Consider the following 18,856-nt stretch of genomic DNA (forward strand, 5'->3'; position numbering starts at 1 on the left):
TATCCACATATGGTTATACATTTTCAACATTTATTTTTAATAATTATGCCATTTGATGAACGGACCAAACGACCCCATTTGTTGCCCCCGTACCAATATTAAGTGAGATCGCCAAACCATTAGCATTATAAAATAGTCCAATAACATCACCAGCTGATAAAATAACTTCTGCTGCCAGTGTCACCGCACCATTACCTAAGATGGCTCTTAATGTCAGTAACAATAAAATATTAACGTTAAGAATTGGGAGTAGACCACTCACCAAAATGGTTGCTGTCGGGGTCGTTCTTTGGATTGCAAAATAGGGAAAAATAGCTGCTCCAAGTCCTGCTGAAAGTGCAACTGTTGTAGCAAAGTTGATAGTTGCTGAGATCGAATATCTTCCTGTAACTGGTACTGTAAAATTACCTGTCGTCGCATTAAAGTTTGCACTACCGTAATACGGGTTTGCAACAGACCAGTTTGTAAGCTGTGAACTCGCGGCAACTGTAACGGTTGTTATAAACGCCGAAAAACCATTAGTAGCAAAGTCAGGGCCTGTTGCTCCCGTAACTCCCGTCGCTCCAGTCGATCCCGTCACTCCCGTCAATCCCGTCGCACCCGTCGCTCCAGTCACTCCCGTCGCTCCAGTCGCTCCCGTCACTCCCGTCACTCCCGTCGCACCCGTAACCCCAGTCGCTCCAGTCGCACCCGTCACTCCCGTTGCTCCCGTAACTCCCGTCGCACCCGTCACTCCCGTCGCACCCGTCACTCCCGTCGCACCAGTCGCACCCGTAACTCCCGTCGCTCCAGTCGATCCCGTAACTCCCGTCGCTCCCGTCACACCCGTCGCACCAGTCGCACCAGTCACTCCCGTCGCTCCAGTCGCACCCGTCACTCCCGTTGCACCCGTCGCACCCGTAACCCCAGTCGCTCCAGTCGAACCCGTAACTCCCGTCGCTCCAGTCGCACCAGTAGCTCCCGTCACACCCGTCGCTCCCGTCACACCCGTCGCTCCAGTAGCTCCCGTAACTCCCGTCGCTCCAGTCGCTCCAGTCGGCCCCGTTGCTCCCGTCACACCCGTCGCACCAGTCGCACCCGTCACTCCCGTCGCTCCAGTCGCACCCGTAACTCCCGTCGCTCCAGTCGCTCCAGTCGCACCCGTCGACCCCGTCGCTCCAGTCACACCCGTCGCTCCAGTCGCACCAGTAGCTCCCGTCACACCCGTCGCACCCGTTGCTCCAGTCGCACCCGTCGCTCCCGTCGCTCCCGTCACACCCGTCGCTCCAGTCGCACTCGTAACTCCCGTTGCTCCCGTCACTCCCGTCGCTCCAGTAGCTCCCGTCACACCCGTCGCACCCGTTGCTCCAGTCGCACCCGTCGACCCCGTTGCTCCCGTAACTCCCGTCGCACCAGTCGCACCCGTAACTCCCGTCGCTCCCGTCGCTCCCGTCGCTCCAGTCGCTCCCGTCACACCCGTCGCACCCGTAACTCCCGTCGCTCCCGTCACACCCGTCGCTCCAGTCGCTCCCGTCACACCCGTCACTCCCGTCGCTCCCGTCGCTCCAGTCGCTCCAGTAGCTCCCGTCACACCCGTCGCACCCGTAACTCCCGTCGCTCCAGTCGGCCCCGTCGGCCCCGTCGCACCCGTCACTCCAGTCGCTCCCGTAACTCCCGTCGCTCCCGTCACACCCGTCGCTCCAGTCGCTCCCGTCACACCCGTCACTCCAGTCGCTCCCGTCACACCCGTCGCTCCAGTCACACCCGTCGCTCCAGTCGCACTCGTAACTCCCGTTGCTCCCGTCACTCCCGTTGCTCCAGTCGCACCAGTAGCTCCCGTCACACCCGTCGCTCCAGTCACACCCGTCGCTCCAGTCGCTCCCGTAACTCCCGTCGCTCCCGTAGCTCCAGTTGGACCAGTAACTCCCTTGTCACAACCGTTACAACTCAAACTATTAACGCAATAACACTTTTTATATGAGCCGGAGCCTGTTATACCTTCTAAAAAAGCCATCAAAGTAACCCCTTCCCAAAAAATCAGTACAACGTCGAGTTACTAATCTACTAAAAATTAATCCTGCTCAAAAATGCGATTATAACTATTACATGTTCAGAACTCAAAAATCGCTTGTACTTATGCCGCTCTTATGTAATACATTTTTAGAAAACAAAATAGAGTATCCGTCTCCTTCTACAATAACTAGTAGAATGACAACGAATACTCTATCAATAAAGAGATAATTGCAATCCATAATATAAAAACATTAACTAGTCTACAATTTTAACAACTCACACACTCGCTCTTAACTCCTCAAGCGTCATCCGATCAACAAATTTTGAAAACTTCTCTTTTTTCTTCCCATTCGTTTGAAAAATATTGATTAACTTCATAGTGATAGGAATCAGTTGTTCCTTTTGTAAATTTGACACTAGCAACTTCGCAAAACTTGGTTTCAATCCCTTTGCTTCTCCGCCAACATAGAGATCGAACGAATCTCTCATTTTGACGACAGCTATATCTTTTAATAAAGGTTCACTCGTTCCAAGTGCACAACCTGCATATCCGATTTTCAAGGGACTTGGCACTTCATGATTAGCTATTGCTAAATCCAAAGCTTTTGCAACATCTAACCCTGCTTCCACCGCCCCCTTGCAAAAGTTGCACGTGATTAAACTTTTTGAAACAAATCCGGCTTGATGAATTTCTAAATCTACTTCTTCCAATTGTAATTGCACATCAGGAATACGATCTTCTTCTATGGTCACATATAATTGTTTAAATGTAGTCATCTCTACTTTAGCTTCATCTCCAATAACTGACCCAATAAGGGCTAATTGTTTCGAAGTAAAAATCGCTCCTCCAACACTAAATCCTGGAGTAACAGCAAATGTTTTTACTGCCATTTCATTCACTCTCCTGTACTAAAAGTATGTTACTTCTCCACAATTACACTTTCATACGTTGTAAACGAAGAGCATTCAGTACAACGGATACTGAGCTTAAAGCCATTGCTGCTCCAGCTACCCATGGCGCAAGTAGTCCAATCGCTGCTATTGGAATTCCAATCGAGTTATAGGCAAGCGCCCAAAATAAGTTTTGTCTAATGTTGCTCATCGTCTTACGACTCATATAAATTGCATCAGGAATACTATTTAAATCACCGCGCATAAGTGTCACATCAGCTGCTTCCATCGCTACATCTGTACCAGTACCAACTGCCATTCCGATATCGGCCATAGCAAGTGCAGGTGCGTCATTTATACCATCGCCAACCATCGCCACTTTTTTCCCTTGTGCTTGCAGCTTTTTCACTTCTGCTGCTTTTCCTTCCGGTAGAACTTCAGCAAGCACATGTTCAATACCAACTTGCTTCGCTATTGCTGCTGCAGTCCGTTCATTGTCTCCTGTAATCATAATAACTTGGATGCCCATGCCTTTTAGACGTGCTACCGCATCTTTCGATGTTTCTTTAATCGTATCAGCAACCGCTACAAGACCAGCATATTTCCCATCAATTGCGAACAACATAGCCGTTTTACCTGCGAGTTCCAATTGAGACATTTGATCGAATGCATGATCAGCTTTTACATTATATTTATTCATAAGTTTACGAGTTCCGGCCAGTACTTCCTTGCCATTAACGACTGCCCGTATACCGTAACCGGGTATAGCTTCAAACTGTTCCGTATTCGGTAAATGAATACCTTTAGCTTCAATACCAGCTACAATTGCTTCTGCTAGAGGATGCTCAGAGTTTTTTTCAGCTGCTCCAATAAGAGTTAGGAACATCTCTTCATCCATGGATTCAATAACGACATCCGTTAGTTCAGGTTTTCCTTTCGTTACTGTGCCTGTTTTATCCAAAATAATCGCATCAATTTTGTGCGTCGATTCCAAATGTTCCCCGCCTTTGAACAAAACACCAAGCTCTGCAGCGCGGCCAGAACCAGCCATAATCGATGTTGGTGTAGCAAGACCAAGCGCACATGGGCATGCAATAACGAGAATTGCAATTGCAATTTCTAATGCTGTCGCAAAGTTGCCTGGAGATACCCAGAAGTACCAAACGATAAATGCAACTATGGCAAGCCCTACAACGATCGGTACAAAAATACCAGAAATAACATCAGCAACACGTTGGATCGGTGCTTTAGAGCCCTGTGCTTCTTCTACGACCTTAATAATTTGCGCTAAAGCCGTATCTCTACCAACCTTAGTCGCTTTTACTTTCAACAAACCGTTTTTGTTAATTGTAGCGCCAATAACGCTGTCTCCAACTTTTTTCTCAACCGGAATACTTTCTCCAGTCAACATCGATTCATCAATTGCAGAAGTACCTTCAATAACTTCGCCGTCTACTGGAACTTTACCACCAGGTTTTACGACAACAATATCGCCTAAAAGAACTTGTTCTATTGGAATCGTTAACTCTTGACCATTACGAATTACAAAGGCCGTTTTCGCTTGTAGCCCCATTAATGTTTTAATGGCTTCGGACGTACGACCTTTAGCCAATGATTCAAACAATTTACCAAGAATAACAAGTGTAATGAGTACTGCACTGGTTTCATAATACATTGCTGGTCCATGATGAACACTTCCCGAATTAATCGCCCATTCGATGGTCAAATACAAACTGTAGAAGTAAGCTGCTGACGTTCCAAGAGCTACTAAAACGTCCATATTCGCACTTTTATTACGAAGTGCTTTGTAAGCTCCCACATAAAAGTGTTTACCTACGTAAAACTGGACAGGTGTCGCAAGCGCTAGCTGGAACCATGGATTCATAAATAGATCCGGCATCCAGATCCATGATGTAAATGAAAAATGTGTAACCATCGCCCATAACAATGGGAATGATAGTATAGCTGATAGTAGCAATTTGCGTTTTTGCTGCTTTAATTCTTTTTGACGAAGTTCGGCTGGATTACCTGCCTCTTCCTTCAATACTGCATTGTATCCGAGCTTTTCAATTCTCTGAATCATCTCGGCAGGTGATACTTCCGATCCTAAGTATTCAACATGTGCTGATTCCATAGCGAAGTTTACTGTAGCTGTCGTAACACCTGCCATTTTGTTTAACGTCTTTTCAATTTTGAGTGCACATGCCGCACATGTCATTCCAACTAGCTGAAGATCAACTGACTCTTTGGCAGTGCTGAATCCAAGCTTTTCAATACTCATTTCTATATTCGAAATGTTCGTTACATTAGGGTCAAAAGTAACCGCAGCACGTTCCATTGCAAAATTTACAGTTGCTTCTGTAACCCCGTCAAGTTTATTTAACCCTTTTTCAATTCGGGCTGCACAAGCTGCACAGGTCATTCCTACAAGTTGCAGATTAGCTTGCTTCAAAGCATTGCTATTCGTTTCCATTGTCATTACCCCTTCCTTGAATATAATATACCCCCGTACCGTATATTTGTCAAACCTATTTTTACCTTTTGTAATTTAAAGCTCAATTATTTTGCACTTGTATATAATGTGCTCCAGTACTATTATGATTACACGCTACCATTAGTGGGTACATTGAATTACACAATAACAAGGAGGAATTCCATATGAAGAAGATAGAAGTATACACAACTCCAACATGCGAGGATTGCAAAAATTTCAAAAAATTTTTAAATGACCATAATATCTCGTATACGGATTACGACATCGCTGATCATCCTCAGCATGCAGACACTCTACGCAAACGATCGGGCAAAAATTTAGTTCCAACCATCTTTATCGACGACAAAATCTATTTCGGCTTTGTTTTCAATCGCCAAGAAATCGAAGGACTTTTATTAACTTAACAAAATAATAAAAACAAGAAGATCCCTATTTGTGTATTAGGGTTCTTCTTGCTTATATTTTTATAATGACTTTTATTTATCAGTTTGCTCCCATTCTAAACTATTGATCGTATCTAAAAATCCATCTCCACTTAATACTTTGTAACTATTACTAATTGATTGAGTAGAAAGCGATATATATTTTCCTTCCTGATCAACACTAAAGCCAAGGTAAGTTCCCATCGTGTTATTTTTGTAATAAATATGTATGACGTAATCTCCGATTGTTGGAGTACCGCTCACTTTTTTAAGTTTTGTTCCTTTGAAATCTTCAAAAATTTTATTTATCGTCTCTTTATCTTCTATCGATATACGCGCGCTGTCGGAATGTCTACTCAATTCAATTCTGACCGTATGAGTTTCATTTATTACACTAAGTATTTGTTTATCTAATGAAGTATACCTCATTATTCCTACTACAATTACGAGTACAAAACAAACAACTAATGTAGCAATCAATGCTATTTTCGTCTTCTTCAAGTTATACCTCCATAATCATATTCATTATCGTGCAGAGTGTTTCTCATCTTCTTTATTTTAACACGCTACGAAAAGATTATGGAGGTTTTTTCCTTTTTAAATCGTTGTTTACACAAGTTTGGAAAGTTGCTTTACGATGATGGAGCTGTTTCAACTGACTTATTTGAAGCATTAAGTAACGCTACTCCACCTATAATTAGGGCAAAACCCGAAAGTGTAATCAAGTTAAACGGATCATCCCATAATAGTACTCCTATTACTGCAGTAAGCGCTGTACCTACACCTGACCATATGGCGTATGCCAAACTTAGCGGAATCGTTCTAAGACAAATCGATAAACTATAAAATGCTGTACCCATCCCTATTATAAAAGCGATCGAAGGCAATACGTTTGAAAATCCATCTGACAATTTAAGCATCGTAGTCCCGAATACTTCAAATGCAATCGAGCAAGTTAACGCGATATATCCTTTTTTCATCATAAACTTCCCCTCTATGTTGAACTACCCGTTGATAGCTTCATCACAATTACTCCCCCGATAATAAGCGCCAGCCCCAGTGCTTTTTTTACATTAAAGTTTTCCTTCCAAACTAAAACGCCTATCATCGCTGTTAAAGCTGTTCCCACTCCCGACCAAATGGCATAAGCAACACCAAGCGGCAATTCCTTTAGTGACAGAGATAAGAAATAAAAGGCTGTGCCCATACCAACAACTACACCTAATGACGGCAACCATTTCGAAAATCCTTTTGATACTTTCAACATGGAGCTACCAAACACTTCACTTACGATTGCAAAAGCTAACAAAAGATATGCATTCAATTTTCGTTCATCCCCTTGCGCGTCATATTCATTAATCGTGTCATTACTTCATCAAGCAACTCTTTTTGAAGAGGTTCAATTTTATACAAAACGGAATAATACATGCCATCAATCGTCAGTCTTATAATGCTTACAATTGATGGATCGATCCCATCCTCCTCCATCTTTCTCAGCATATAGGAGTAACTATATGACATGCTTTGGATATAAACGGGTTGTAACAAAGTAGCAGACATGACTCCAACATTCAAAGCAGCATTGTGCTCCAAATCCTCTCTCGATGCTTGTATATATGCTCGACACCACTTCCCATACTCGTCATCATCCTTAGCTGCATAAGAATCAAACAATTCGATAAATTGCTCAAATATATGCAGGGCAAGCCCCTTCAAAAGCTCTTCTTTATTCGGAAAATGATACAATAAACCGCCTTTACTCACACCAGCCTCTTTAGCTACAGCATCTAAAGTAAGCGATTGGAAATCGACTGTTAAAATAAACGTTGTTGCAGATTGTAAAATGTGTTTTCGTTTCAATTTTGCTTTTGAATCCAACAATGCTCGCTCCTTTTATGTACCGTCTGGACGGTTTTTTTGTTTATTGTACTACTTGGACGGTTTTGATGTCAAACTACCTACTCAAACAAAAGTCTACAAATTGATGACTATCGATACGATCCATTTTGAAACTATGTTAAAATAGCCTTTTGAAGGAGGCGTGTCAAAAATGGCAGCAGTATTTGAAAAAATTCAATCGTATATGGAGCAATATATGAAGAGCTGGCCTTTCAGCGGGACTATCTTAATTGCTCAAAATAATAACATAGTGTTCAAATCAGCATATGGTTTTGCGAATCACGAACATCAGATACGTAACCAGTTACATACGAAATTCGGCATATGGTCCATCACCAAATCATTTACTGCAATGGCAATTATGCAATTAGTTGAACAAAAGATGCTTCGCCTTGATGATTCGTTAGATGATTATTTGCCACAATTTAAAAAGTTCGAAAAGATAACAATCAAGCATCTGCTTCAACACGAATCAGGACTTGCAAACTTTACGAATCTACCTGAATTTAATGCCAATCTAAACAAATGGCCAATTAACCGTGAAAAGTGGATTCCGATGATAATAGACCTTCCACTTGATTTCTCACCAGGCACTTCGTTTTCCTATAACAACACTGGTTACTTTTTACTCGGGATCATAATCGAAAAAGTTTCTGGCATTACCTACGAACAATATGTAACTACCCATTTCTTAGAGCCACTTGACATGTTAAATACTGGACTAAATGACGGACGGCGAGTTATTTCAGGACTTGCTTCCTCCTATGATGGAACTGAACAATCACTTTCTCCATCGGAATTTATTGATATGAGTACTTGCTTCTCTGCTGGCTCCATGTACTCTACAGTCGAAGACTTGTACAAATGGGATCAAGCACTTTATACAGGAAAGTTCATATCGCAGGAAACGATTCAAAACGTATTCTATAAAGATGATGCAAAGTATGGTTTAGGCTGGTTTCTGGATAACCTCTATGATCGAAAAAGAGTCTTTCATGGGGGAGCCTACCGAGGATACCGGAGCGAACTACACAGATACCCAGAAGATAAGACAACGGTTATTCTTCTTACGAATTTTGATTTTGTACCTGCAACCTCGCTTGCGGATTCGCTTGCTGGTCTAGTTTTTGATAAAGAAATTACTGTACCTGAAATTCCACTAGCTATTTCATTAGATGAGGAAAAGTATAACAACTATATGGGAACGTATGAAGGATTTGGATGTAAAGCTGTCGTTCAACGTGATGGGGACCAATTATTTTTCGTTTGGAATGATCGCGAGCTAGTTCCATTCTACCCTATTTCGGAATCGACTTTTCATCACAAAACGAATAATAAAACCTATATGTTTAAACAAAGAGCTGATGGAACACTTTCTTTTTTGGGAATGAAAAAAGTGAAGTAACGATATTTTAATTTTGTTCACAAGTAATAGGATAGAACGTGGGTTAGAGTTGATATAATAAAGCCATCGACTTACGAAACCAGGTGACATCCTATGCAAAGTATAGTTCAACAATCAACGTTATTCAGCGCTGCATCCGATTTTATCACGAGATGTTATACCGAAATGGGAAAAACACAGCTCGATATCGATGAACGTTTATTACAAATAAACAACGATATTCATTTATTTGGTCATTATGTCCATACTTATGATGAGTTAAGTTATGGTGCCAAGATGGCTTGGCGGAATAGTAATCGCTGTATCGGCAGACTATTTTGGGATAGCTTAACTGTCATAGACGCTAGGCATATTAACAAAGTGGATGAGATGGCTAAAGTTCTATTTGAACATATTGAACATGCAACTAATGATGGCAAAATACGTCCATGTATTACTGTATTTTCACCAGTTAACGGCGACGACATTTCATCCGGTCCACGTATTTGGAATCATCAATTAATCCGTTATGCAGGTTATACTTTGGAAGACGGAACAATTATCGGAGATTCTGCTTCTTTAGCTTTTACGGAACAATGTACAACGTTAGGTTGGAAGAGTGCCGGAACAGCCTTTGATATTTTACCACTAGTTCTTAGTATGAACGACGATGAACCTACTTATTTTGATATCCCAAAAGAAATCATCATGGAAGTGCCGATCACACATCCTGAAATAGCGGAATTTCAATCTCTTAATTTGAAATGGTACGCTGTCCCTCTTGTCTCTGATATGTTGCTTGAGATAGGAGGCATTCAATATTCGGCCGCACCATTTAATGGCTGGTATATGGGTACAGAAATCGGTGCTCGCAATCTTGCGGACGACAATCGGTACAATCAACTTCCTGCTGTAGCACAACTTATGGGGTTAGATACAACCAAAGCTTCGACACTTTGGAAGGATAAAGCACTTGTTGAACTTAACATTGCAGTGTTACATTCTTTCAAATCCCAAGGAGTTACGATTGTTGATCACCATACGGCTGCCCAGCAGTTTATGAGATTCGAGAAAAATGAGGCTATGAGTAACCGAGAAGTTACGGGGAGATGGTCTTGGCTTGTTCCTCCACTTTCACCTGCAACAACTTCTATTTTCCACAATAGCTATAGTGATCACATTATTTCACCTAAATTTTATTATCGTTCAAAATAGAGGTTCAATAGAGCCTCTCTAATCAACCTGAAACCCACGTCTTTTTTTGAGACGGAGGGTTCTTTTTTTGTTTTCCACCTCTCAGGTCATGAAAATATTTACATATTCATCGTCGTAAGGGGCTTGTAGGTGACGTAACGTAACGTTTTATACTTGGATTCATCTTCTAACAAATATTAAAGGAGTGTGTCTCAATCATGCTTTTACCGAATTTCAAATCATTTTGTTCAAAGCTTATTAGTCTAACGGTACTATGTGCATTAGTTGGCTTAACTGTCATTATTCCGATATTCGCACAGTCACAGTCATCCACAACGTCCTCAGTAAAAACTGACCCCATACCTAGCGAAGTCTTCAGATTGGAACATACGAACGATTTAGAGCCTTTTCTCGATCAATTCATGGAAAAGAAAATGGCTGAGAAACATATTCCTGGGGCGGTATTATCGATCGTGAAAGACGGAAAATTATTATTTGCTAAGGGGTATGGCTATTCTGATCTAGAGCATCAGATTCCAGTGCAAGCGGATCGCACCTTGTTTCGCGTCGCCTCGGTATCTAAGTTATTCGCTTCAACCGCTGCCATGCAGCTCGTCGAGCGTGGAATGTTGGACCTGAACGCCGATATCCGTCAGGTACTTGATCTGTTCCCTGTGCCAAGTGACTTCACAGAACCTATCACCCTTCATCATCTTCTCACGCATACGGCAGGATACGATGAGACGGCGTTCCGTGCTCGGGCAAATAACGCAGAAGAAGTTACCACTCTGCGAACAGCCAAAAATCCTTTCGTACAATCGCCTGTTCGTGCCCCCGGTGAACGATTAAGCTACTCCAATTATGGGATGGAATTGGTCGGGTTCATGGTGGAGAAGCAAACCGGACAGACATTCGAACAATATGTCCGCCAAAATATATTCGAGCCGCTTGGCATGGAGAGTAGTACATTCTCACAATCTTTGCCGAAGGATATGACCGATCGGTTAGCGATTGGTTATCGGTGGAAGCAAGGGACAAATCTCCCGCAAAGCTTTAATTATTTCCACGGTGGATCGTCAGGATCGTTAATAACAAATGCCATCGATGTATCGAAATTTATGATTGCCCATTTGCAGAACGAAGTCGGGGATAAGTCTCGCATTTTGCAACCGAAGACAGTCGAGCTAATGCACCGTCAGCATTATACCATTCATCCGCAAGCGGAGGGTATGGCGTATGGCTTTTTCGAAGATTTCAACAATGGACGACGGGCTCTATCCCATCATGGCAGACTTTCCGAAGCTCAAAGTATCCTATACCTGTTGCCTGAAGAAGAGATTGGATTGTTTGTAAGCTACAATCTTCATTTTTTAGATGAGAGAGGAAATAGTTTGGGACAACAAATAATAGATGCTTTTATGGACCGATATTTCCCTGCTTCCGCCCCAGATCAACCACACCCTACATTCACTTTGTCGAAACAAGAGCAAACACGATTGGCGGGAACGTATCGCTGGGTGTTTCATTCATACAACACAGCTGAAAAAATATTGTCACTCTTATGGGATATGAATATCCGCTTCGACAAGAATGGGAAAATGATTAGTGATAGCTTCCTTCAGGGTCATTCTGTCTTAGAAGCAACAGGCAAAGACGTGTTCGTATCGGCGGACGGAAAGAAGAAACTATCATTTCTTTTGATAGATAATCAAGGCAAGGCGGATTATGTTCATATAGATGGCGATATTGCCGCTTACGAGCGAGTATCCTGGTTCGAAACCAGTAACGTACAGTTTGTTTTGTTCGGGTGGTTTCTGTTCCTATTCGCAACTGTTGCTATCGCAGGCTTTGTTACATGGCTCAAGAACCTTTTCGGCGGTAAGCGTAGCAAGAACATATCGATTCTATATGGATATGCTGTGATTGGTGCAGGCAATCTCATTTATGCAGGTCTTATTGTGTTACTAGTCCTCATTCCACTATCCGATAATTATTGGGGTCCTCTCGGATTCGGCGTTTCTTGGAAGCTGCAAGCGACTGGATTCATCCCTTGGATTACCGCAGCCAGTACTTTCGTTATCCTGTATCGAACTTGGAAAATGTTCAAGCAACATTCGATCGGCATACCGACATTAGTCTATAGCCTGCTGATCGCCACACATACTTGCAGCTTTGCCGCACTTGTCTGGTACTGGAACTTAGTTGCCGGCTTGCTGTCCTAAAGATAACTTTGTTCTTATAGATAAACTTTATATGGCGGATGGTTTCGTGATGTTGCGTTCTAATCAAAATGTATTTTTACTCTCTCCCGTTATGTTACCGAGGAAATTGCAACTCGAATGTTTGCTGAATTTGTAGAAATATAAGATATTTTATTGTTTTAGGTAAGGGAGGGGATAAATTTCGATTATTTTTATAAAAACTCTCCCCTTTTCTATCAATTTCCTCTATAATAAGCTCATATTTGATTTACTAGACTACTTTCCTTAGATTACTCGTATTCTGCTCCCAAATCATACTCAAATTTTACTTCTTAGACATACTCAATACTACATCCTAGAAATTCATAATATTCACTCCTAGTTTTTACCCGAACTTACACCTATCACATCTTAGATGCAACTTAATTTCACCTTCATTTTTTCTTACACTTCTACTAGTGTATAAGCTCAATAGAGTTTATATAAAACCTTTTACGAAAGGAGTCCTTTCATCCAACTTATTCTCGCCTAGACTCTTTCATTATCAAAAGAAGGGAGATTATGCTGCAACTGTATTTGACGTCTTTATTATGAAAGCGTAAACATTAAACCACTATTAGGAGGTTATTATTTATGACAGTCGTATCATCTCGTCAATTTATTGTTAAAGCATTAATTGCAAGCGGTTTCTTTATAGCATTGTTAGCATGTATGACCGTTCTAGCTGATCGTGTTTCTGCTCACGGTTATGTAGACTCTCCAGGAAGCCGTTCCATTCTATGTAAGCAAGGACTCAATACAGATTGTGGAAACATCATATATGAGCCACAAAGTCTAGAAACACTTAAAGGCTTCCCTGCAGCTGGACCTGCCGATGGTCAAATAGCAAGTGCGGGTGGACTATACCCTAAACTTGATGAGCAATCCAGCACTCGTTGGAGCAAAGTTGCTATGACTGGTGGCCAACAAACATTTACTTGGAAGTTTACAGCAAACCATGCTACGTCTAAATTCCATTATTATATTACGAAAACTAATTGGGATCCAAATGCTCCACTAACTCGTAATCAGTTTGATTTGACACCATTTTGTACAGTAAATTATGGCGGTGTACAACCTCCAATGACTTATTCCCACAATTGTAATGTTCCTACCGATCGTACTGGATATCATGTTATTTTAGCAGTATGGGACGTTTCCAACACAGTTAACGCGTTCTACAACGCTATTGATGTTAACTTCCCAAGCGGGCCTGCTGATACACAAGCTCCAACTGCTCCAACTAGTTTAAGCGCTTCCAATGTTGGATCAACTACAGCTACGTTGGCATGGTCAGCTGCCACTGATAATAATGCTGTAGCTAGCTACAAAATATATAACGGTACTACTCTTTTAGCAACAGTGCCAGCATCACCAACTAATCGAGCATTAACTGGACTTACCTCAAGCACCAGCTATTCATTTAGAGTAACCGCTGTTGATGCCGCAGGTAACGAGTCAGCTGCTAGTAATATCGTAAATGTAACAACAACAGCTGTTGCAGTAGATACGGCAGCTCCTTCTGCACCTCCTGGATTGCATATTATGAATACACCAACTTCAACAAGCGTTTGGTTAATGTGGAGTGCTTCTACAGATAATGTTGGCGTTACTGGCTACCGCATCTATCGCGGAACTACATTATTAGCTACTGTCTCTGGTTCAACTTTAGATTATGTCGTAAATGGACTTACTCCATCTACTGCATATGCGTTCTCTGTTAGAGCGATTGATGCTGCCGGCAACCAATCTGCTGCGAGCAATGTAAACGCTACAACAGCTGCTGCTCCGACACAACCAGCATGGGCAGCTGGTGTTGCTTATACAACTGGTACTAAAGTAACGTATAACGGTGTAGTGTATGAGTGCAGACAAAATCATACATCAATCGCAGGCTGGGAGCCAGCTAACGTAGCTTCACTTTGGAAGGTAGTATAATTAGGAAATTAATATCCAAAAGCCCTTGACACAGCAATGTGATTCAAGGGCTTTTTTCCTATACTTTTTATTTACAAGTATTTACTTATATTGTATAGTTCTTAATAAAGAACTTATCTGTTCTTTTAAAATGTCATATTGGGAGTGCATCCTGATGAAAATGTTGAAAAGAGTCATCAGTATAACGGTGTTAATCGCTATACTCGTTTTTCCAACATCAGCTTTTGCATCTAGTCAGACAAGCTATTCTAGTGAAAGCAAGAACAAGGGGTTTTTCTCTTCACTATTTACCTTTTTCGGTGGATCATCTAAATCCGATGATCGTATTGACTACGGTAAATACAACAAAGATCGAGACGATGAGAAAGAAGACAAAAAAGGTAAAGACCAGAAAGACAACTTCTGGGACTGGTTTGACAAAAAGGATCGTTGGGATGATGATGACGACGATGATGACCGGTGGGACGATGAAGATGACCGGTGGGACGATGAAGATGACGATGATGACGATGATGACTGCTGGGATGACGATCCAACTGATTCCTTCAAGCTCTGGAAAAATTACTACGGCTATTAATAGAGCAGTCTAGTAAACCAGTACTAGTGGAATCCACCATGTCATACTAACAGGAAAAAGGCTGTCTCTGGTCAAATTGACCTAGGAGACAGCCTTTCGTTTTCCATTTAACTTCGTCTTAAGCGAGGTTTAATTGACTTGTATCTACTTTCGTTGCATCATACATTTTTACCGATGAGCTTATAATATAACTTGGAGATTCTTCATTACGCTTTTCACGATGACCAGCCAAATGAACAGGATCCTTCTCCCAATTTTTCCATGCATCTTCTGATTCCCAACGTATCATCGCAATAACTTCTTCAGATTCTTTATTTTTTCTACTGACTAGTACAGTCCGATCTATTAAACCTGGCATCGTATCAATATGACCAGCTTGTACGAACCATCCGGCCACTTGTTCAGCATTTCCGGGTTCTACTACTATCGTTCTTAATTGAATAAACATATTTATTCCCCCGATATCAAAAAATTCACACTACAATATCATATCGATAACGATTATCAATGTCAAATAATTTATTGGGAAATATAGGTGGGTACTGCTCGAGGAAATGTTGATTATTCGTACTTTTTCAAGCGATATCGATAACCACAGAACGAACATTTAAATACGATGCTATCTTCCCCTATCATAAAGGTAAATCGATCATCGTCTTCCATTTCAATGTATTCTCTTCCATGTTCATCACGATCACCCGTTCCAAAGATCCCTGTTTTATTACCGCATTCACATTCCAAGTGCATCATCGGTTTATCCACCTTTTTCCTTAATATTCTTATCGTTACGAAATAATACCCGATCATTCGGCATGTTTCGTTGATTACTTACCCTTGCTTCGTTATAATAAGCGATGACATTATTACATGACAAGACTTACGTCGAGGAAGGATTTTTTGAATATGTACTTAGCAGATAAATGGAACGACTACGAGGTTATTGATACTGGTGAAGGCGATAAGCTGGAGCGTTGGGGAAAATATATTTTACGCAGACCAGATCCACAAATTATTTGGCCAATTGCTAATGAAGCAGAACATTGGAACAAAGTAGATGGACATTACCATCGTAGCAATTCTGGTGGTGGGCAATGGAATATGTCTTCAAATCTTCCTGAGAGATGGACAATTGGTTATGGCGATTTAAGATTCCACATTAAACCGACAAACTTCAAACATACTGGACTATTTCCTGAGCAAGCGGTTAACTGGAGCTGGATGATGGACAAAATTCGCAATGCGGGTCGTCCAATACGTGTACTAAATCTATTTGCTTATTCCGGCGGAGCTACTGTCGCAGCTGCTTCTGCTGGTGCAGATGTTTGCCATGTGGACGCTGCTAAAGGTATGGTGCAATGGGCTAAAGATAATGCTCAACTATCTGGCCTTGAATCCGCCCCTATTCGTTATATAACAGACGATGTATTTAAGTTTGTACAACGTGAGCAACGCCGTGGCCGTCAGTATGACGCTATTATTATGGACCCTCCTTCCTATGGACGTGGACCTAATGGAGAAACGTGGAAGCTTGAAGAAAACTTGTATCCTTTCCTTCAATCTTGCACATCCATACTTTCTGATAATCCTTTATTCCTACTTATTAACTCGTATACGACAGGATTATCACCTTCCGTTCTCCATAATCTACTTCATATGACAATGAAGTCGAAATATGGCGGACAAATTAATTGTGGAGAAATTGGTTTGCCAATTACGAAATCCGGCCTTAATTTGCCGTGCGGCATCCTTGGACGCTGGGAGTCAAATTAATGCGAATCAAAGTCTTATTTGAGGATAATCATCTGCTTGCTGTCGTTAAACCTCCAGGCATACCTTCTCAAGAGGATGAAACCGGCGATCCTGACATGCTAACTCTGCTCAAAGCAGATTTGAAAGAACGACATCAAAAACCAGGCAACGTTTTTTTGGGACTGGTGCATCGATTAGATCGTCCTGTCGGAGGCGTTATGATTTTTGCCAAAACTTCTAAGGCGGCCTCCAGGCTGTCTGAGGCGGTTCGAAGCCGTAACTTCGGTAAAACGTACATGTGTGTCGTTCAAGGGGCTCCTGCGAAGCAGGAAGCCCGTCTGACGCACTATATACGTAAAGACCAGAAGAAGAATCAAGTTACTGTTTTTGAGAAACCTACTGAAGAAGCTAAAGAAGCGATACTAACGTACTCTGTCATCGCAAGCTCAGATCGCTTCAGCTTAATAGCTGTAAAACTGCATACTGGCAGGTCACATCAAATTAGAGCTCAAATGGCATACATCGGTTGCCCATTACTTGGTGATCTTAAGTACGGAGCAACGAAACGAAACGATGTAACCGATGTTGCTTTATGGTCTACTTCTGTTTCTGTGCCACATCCTGTAACGAAAGAAGCTTCAACTTTTTGCTCAACTCCAGAGAATGAATATCCATGGAGCATATGGCAACAGGATCAAATCCAGGATGCAGCCAAACATTTTACTTAAATCTTACAGGGCAATTTTAATTGCCTACTGTTCGATTAGGAGAGGACGATCGTGTTGAGATGCGACATAATAAAACATTAGTATTCTTGACTATGGGATTAGGTTTAGCTTCTATTGCTTTAGTTTTATTGCTGGTTTTGTCCAACTTTAGTGAAGACTTCTCGCCATGGAGCTCAAAAGCAACAGATAAGAATAATATTATATCTGAAACTTCTGATTCTAATGAAAAACAAGAAATTGCTAAACCAGCAACACCACAACCGACCCCTGCTCCTCCTCAATTTGTAGATGCAGTATGGTTAGGTGTAGGCGATATTATGAGTCATTCTCCGCAATTACCAGGATCTTATAATGCCACCGAAAAAAAGTATAACTTTGATCCTTTTTTTGAAGAGGTAAAACCAATTTTAAAACAAGGCGATTGGGTTATGGCAAATCTAGAAACACCAATTGCAGGGAAAGAGTATGGCTATACTGGCTACCCTTCCTTTAATGCTCCGCTTGAGCTAGCAGAAGCTCTCAAAAACGCTGGTTTTAATCTTTTTTCTACGGCAAACAACCATTCCCTCGACAAAGGTGAAAAAGGTTTGCTACGTACATTAGAGCATTTAAAAGGGCTGGAGCTTCAAGCAGTCGGTACCGCTTCGTCACAAGAAGAAGCAGATGCACTAATCATTTCTGAGAAAAACGGCATTAAGATGGGATTGTTATCCTACACCTATGGAACGAATGGTATTCCGATTCCAGAGGGTAAACCTTATCTTGTTAATTTAATTGATGAAGAAAAAATTAAAAAGGATATTACGCGGCTAAAAGAAGGCGGTGCTGATCTTGTTACAGTAGCGTTGCACTTTGGAGCAGAATATCAGACGACTCCTAATGAAGAGCAAAAGCAGTTAGCGCGAGCATTAGTAGCTGCTGGTGCAGATATTATTGCTGGATCTCATCCGCATGTTTTGCAACCATACGAAGTCATTGAAACACTCGATGCTAAAGGAAATAAAAAATCGGCACTAATTATTTATTCTATGGGTAACTTTATTTCTAACCAACGTGGTGGATCTAAAGACTACGGGGTTATATTCAAAGTTAATATTCGCAAAAATGTTACCGAAGGTACGATCAACCTTACCGAAGTAGAAGCAATTCCTACTTGGGTTCACCGGTATAAACCCGATAAGTCTTATCGTTATCGCATTCTTCCAATTGAAGAAACATTAGCTGAAGCAAATGACAAGCTGCTCCGTGCTAGTGATTATGAAACGATGAAAAAGGATTTTGAAATGCTTAAAACAAGATTAGATTCAATGAAATAATTGCAGAGCACATCAACGGCCGCTACCCAATT

Annotated in this window: 18 protein-coding genes; 9 read left to right on the top strand and 9 right to left on the bottom strand. The window is 41.6% G+C overall.

From position 1 onward, the window contains the following. Positions 1-43: 43 nt before the first annotated feature. The 3 genes from I6N90_RS25245 to I6N90_RS08615 form a co-directional block, all read right to left on the bottom strand. Complete coding sequence (locus I6N90_RS25245; RefSeq protein WP_197935116.1) at positions 44-1,993, bottom strand: beta strand repeat-containing protein; 1,950 nt, start codon at positions 1,991-1,993, stop codon at positions 44-46. 275 nt (positions 1,994-2,268) lie between these two features. Then, complete coding sequence (locus I6N90_RS08610; protein WP_197935117.1) at positions 2,269-2,883, bottom strand: nitrite reductase; 615 nt, start codon at positions 2,881-2,883, stop codon at positions 2,269-2,271. A gap of 43 nt (positions 2,884-2,926) precedes the next feature. After that, positions 2,927-5,356 (bottom strand): heavy metal translocating P-type ATPase, encoded by a 2,430-nt coding sequence (locus I6N90_RS08615; protein ID WP_197935118.1) that lies wholly within the window; start codon positions 5,354-5,356, stop codon positions 2,927-2,929. Between the two features lie 185 nt (positions 5,357-5,541). On the opposite strand from I6N90_RS08615, the gene I6N90_RS08620 reads away from it, so the two are divergent. Next, positions 5,542-5,781 carry a glutaredoxin family protein gene (locus I6N90_RS08620; protein WP_197935119.1) on the top strand — a complete coding sequence of 80 codons (240 nt, stop codon included), beginning with the start codon at positions 5,542-5,544 and terminating at the stop codon, positions 5,779-5,781. A 72-nt stretch (positions 5,782-5,853) separates the two neighbouring features. Here I6N90_RS08620 and I6N90_RS08625 read toward each other — a convergent pair whose 3' ends face one another. The 4 genes from I6N90_RS08625 to I6N90_RS08640 form a co-directional block, all read right to left on the bottom strand. Then, positions 5,854-6,300, bottom strand: coding sequence for a hypothetical protein (locus I6N90_RS08625; RefSeq protein WP_197935120.1), 447 nt, complete (start codon positions 6,298-6,300; stop codon positions 5,854-5,856). 131 nt (positions 6,301-6,431) lie between these two features. Beyond that, the gene (locus I6N90_RS08630) at positions 6,432-6,779 is read right to left on the bottom strand and encodes a DMT family transporter (RefSeq protein WP_197935121.1); all 348 of its coding nucleotides are present in this window, start codon (positions 6,777-6,779) and stop codon (positions 6,432-6,434) included. Positions 6,780-6,793: 14 nt separating this feature from the next. Next, the gene (locus I6N90_RS08635) at positions 6,794-7,123 is read right to left on the bottom strand and encodes a DMT family transporter (RefSeq protein WP_197935122.1); all 330 of its coding nucleotides are present in this window, start codon (positions 7,121-7,123) and stop codon (positions 6,794-6,796) included. After that, positions 7,120-7,677: a TetR/AcrR family transcriptional regulator gene (locus tag I6N90_RS08640; RefSeq protein ID WP_197935123.1), complete on the bottom strand. Its 558-nt coding sequence runs from the start codon at positions 7,675-7,677 to the stop codon at positions 7,120-7,122. The genes I6N90_RS08635 and I6N90_RS08640 overlap by 4 nt, the downstream gene beginning before the upstream one ends. 172 nt (positions 7,678-7,849) lie before the next feature. Here I6N90_RS08640 and I6N90_RS08645 point away from each other — a divergent pair, with 172 nt between their 5' ends. The 5 genes from I6N90_RS08645 (at position 7,850) to I6N90_RS08665 (ending at position 15,031) form a co-directional block, all read left to right on the top strand. Then, positions 7,850-9,103 carry a serine hydrolase domain-containing protein gene (locus tag I6N90_RS08645; protein WP_197935124.1) on the top strand — a complete coding sequence of 418 codons (1,254 nt, stop codon included), beginning with the start codon at positions 7,850-7,852 and terminating at the stop codon, positions 9,101-9,103. A gap of 93 nt (positions 9,104-9,196) precedes the next feature. After that, positions 9,197-10,297: a nitric oxide synthase oxygenase gene (locus tag I6N90_RS08650; protein WP_197935125.1), complete on the top strand. Its 1,101-nt coding sequence runs from the start codon at positions 9,197-9,199 to the stop codon at positions 10,295-10,297. Between the two features lie 197 nt (positions 10,298-10,494). Next, positions 10,495-12,498 carry a serine hydrolase domain-containing protein gene (locus I6N90_RS08655; protein WP_197935126.1) on the top strand — a complete coding sequence of 668 codons (2,004 nt, stop codon included), beginning with the start codon at positions 10,495-10,497 and terminating at the stop codon, positions 12,496-12,498. A 612-nt stretch (positions 12,499-13,110) separates the two neighbouring features. Then, positions 13,111-14,454 (top strand): lytic polysaccharide monooxygenase, encoded by a 1,344-nt coding sequence (locus I6N90_RS08660; protein WP_197935127.1) that lies wholly within the window; start codon positions 13,111-13,113, stop codon positions 14,452-14,454. 154 nt (positions 14,455-14,608) lie between these two features. After that, positions 14,609-15,031: a hypothetical protein gene (locus I6N90_RS08665; RefSeq protein ID WP_197935128.1), complete on the top strand. Its 423-nt coding sequence runs from the start codon at positions 14,609-14,611 to the stop codon at positions 15,029-15,031. A gap of 118 nt (positions 15,032-15,149) precedes the next feature. Here I6N90_RS08665 and I6N90_RS08670 read toward each other — a convergent pair whose 3' ends face one another. Both I6N90_RS08670 and I6N90_RS08675 read right to left on the bottom strand, forming a co-directional pair. After that, positions 15,150-15,479, bottom strand: a complete 330-nt coding sequence (locus I6N90_RS08670; RefSeq protein ID WP_197935129.1) for an antibiotic biosynthesis monooxygenase family protein — start codon at positions 15,477-15,479, stop codon at positions 15,150-15,152. A 113-nt stretch (positions 15,480-15,592) separates the two neighbouring features. After that, a complete protein-coding gene (locus I6N90_RS08675; RefSeq protein ID WP_197935130.1) occupies positions 15,593-15,781 on the bottom strand; it encodes a hypothetical protein in 189 nt (62 codons plus the stop codon). Positions 15,782-15,934: 153 nt separating this feature from the next. Between I6N90_RS08675 and I6N90_RS08680 the strand changes: the two genes are divergently transcribed. The 3 genes from I6N90_RS08680 to I6N90_RS08690 all read left to right on the top strand — a co-directional run bounded on the left by I6N90_RS08680 (position 15,935) and on the right by I6N90_RS08690 (position 18,824). Further along, positions 15,935-16,801 (top strand): class I SAM-dependent methyltransferase, encoded by an 867-nt coding sequence (locus I6N90_RS08680; protein ID WP_197935805.1) that lies wholly within the window; start codon positions 15,935-15,937, stop codon positions 16,799-16,801. Beyond that, complete coding sequence (locus I6N90_RS08685; RefSeq protein WP_197935131.1) at positions 16,801-17,508, top strand: RluA family pseudouridine synthase; 708 nt, start codon at positions 16,801-16,803, stop codon at positions 17,506-17,508. Before I6N90_RS08680 ends, I6N90_RS08685 begins: the two co-directional genes overlap by 1 nt. Positions 17,509-17,600: 92 nt before the next feature. Then, entirely contained in the window at positions 17,601-18,824 is a 1,224-nt protein-coding gene (locus I6N90_RS08690) for a CapA family protein (protein WP_232242800.1), read from the top strand. Positions 18,825-18,856: the final 32 nt, after the last annotated feature.

Origin of the sequence: Paenibacillus sp. GSMTC-2017 (assembly GCF_016019935.1) — a bacterium.
GTDB lineage: Bacteria > Bacillota > Bacilli > Paenibacillales > Paenibacillaceae > Pristimantibacillus.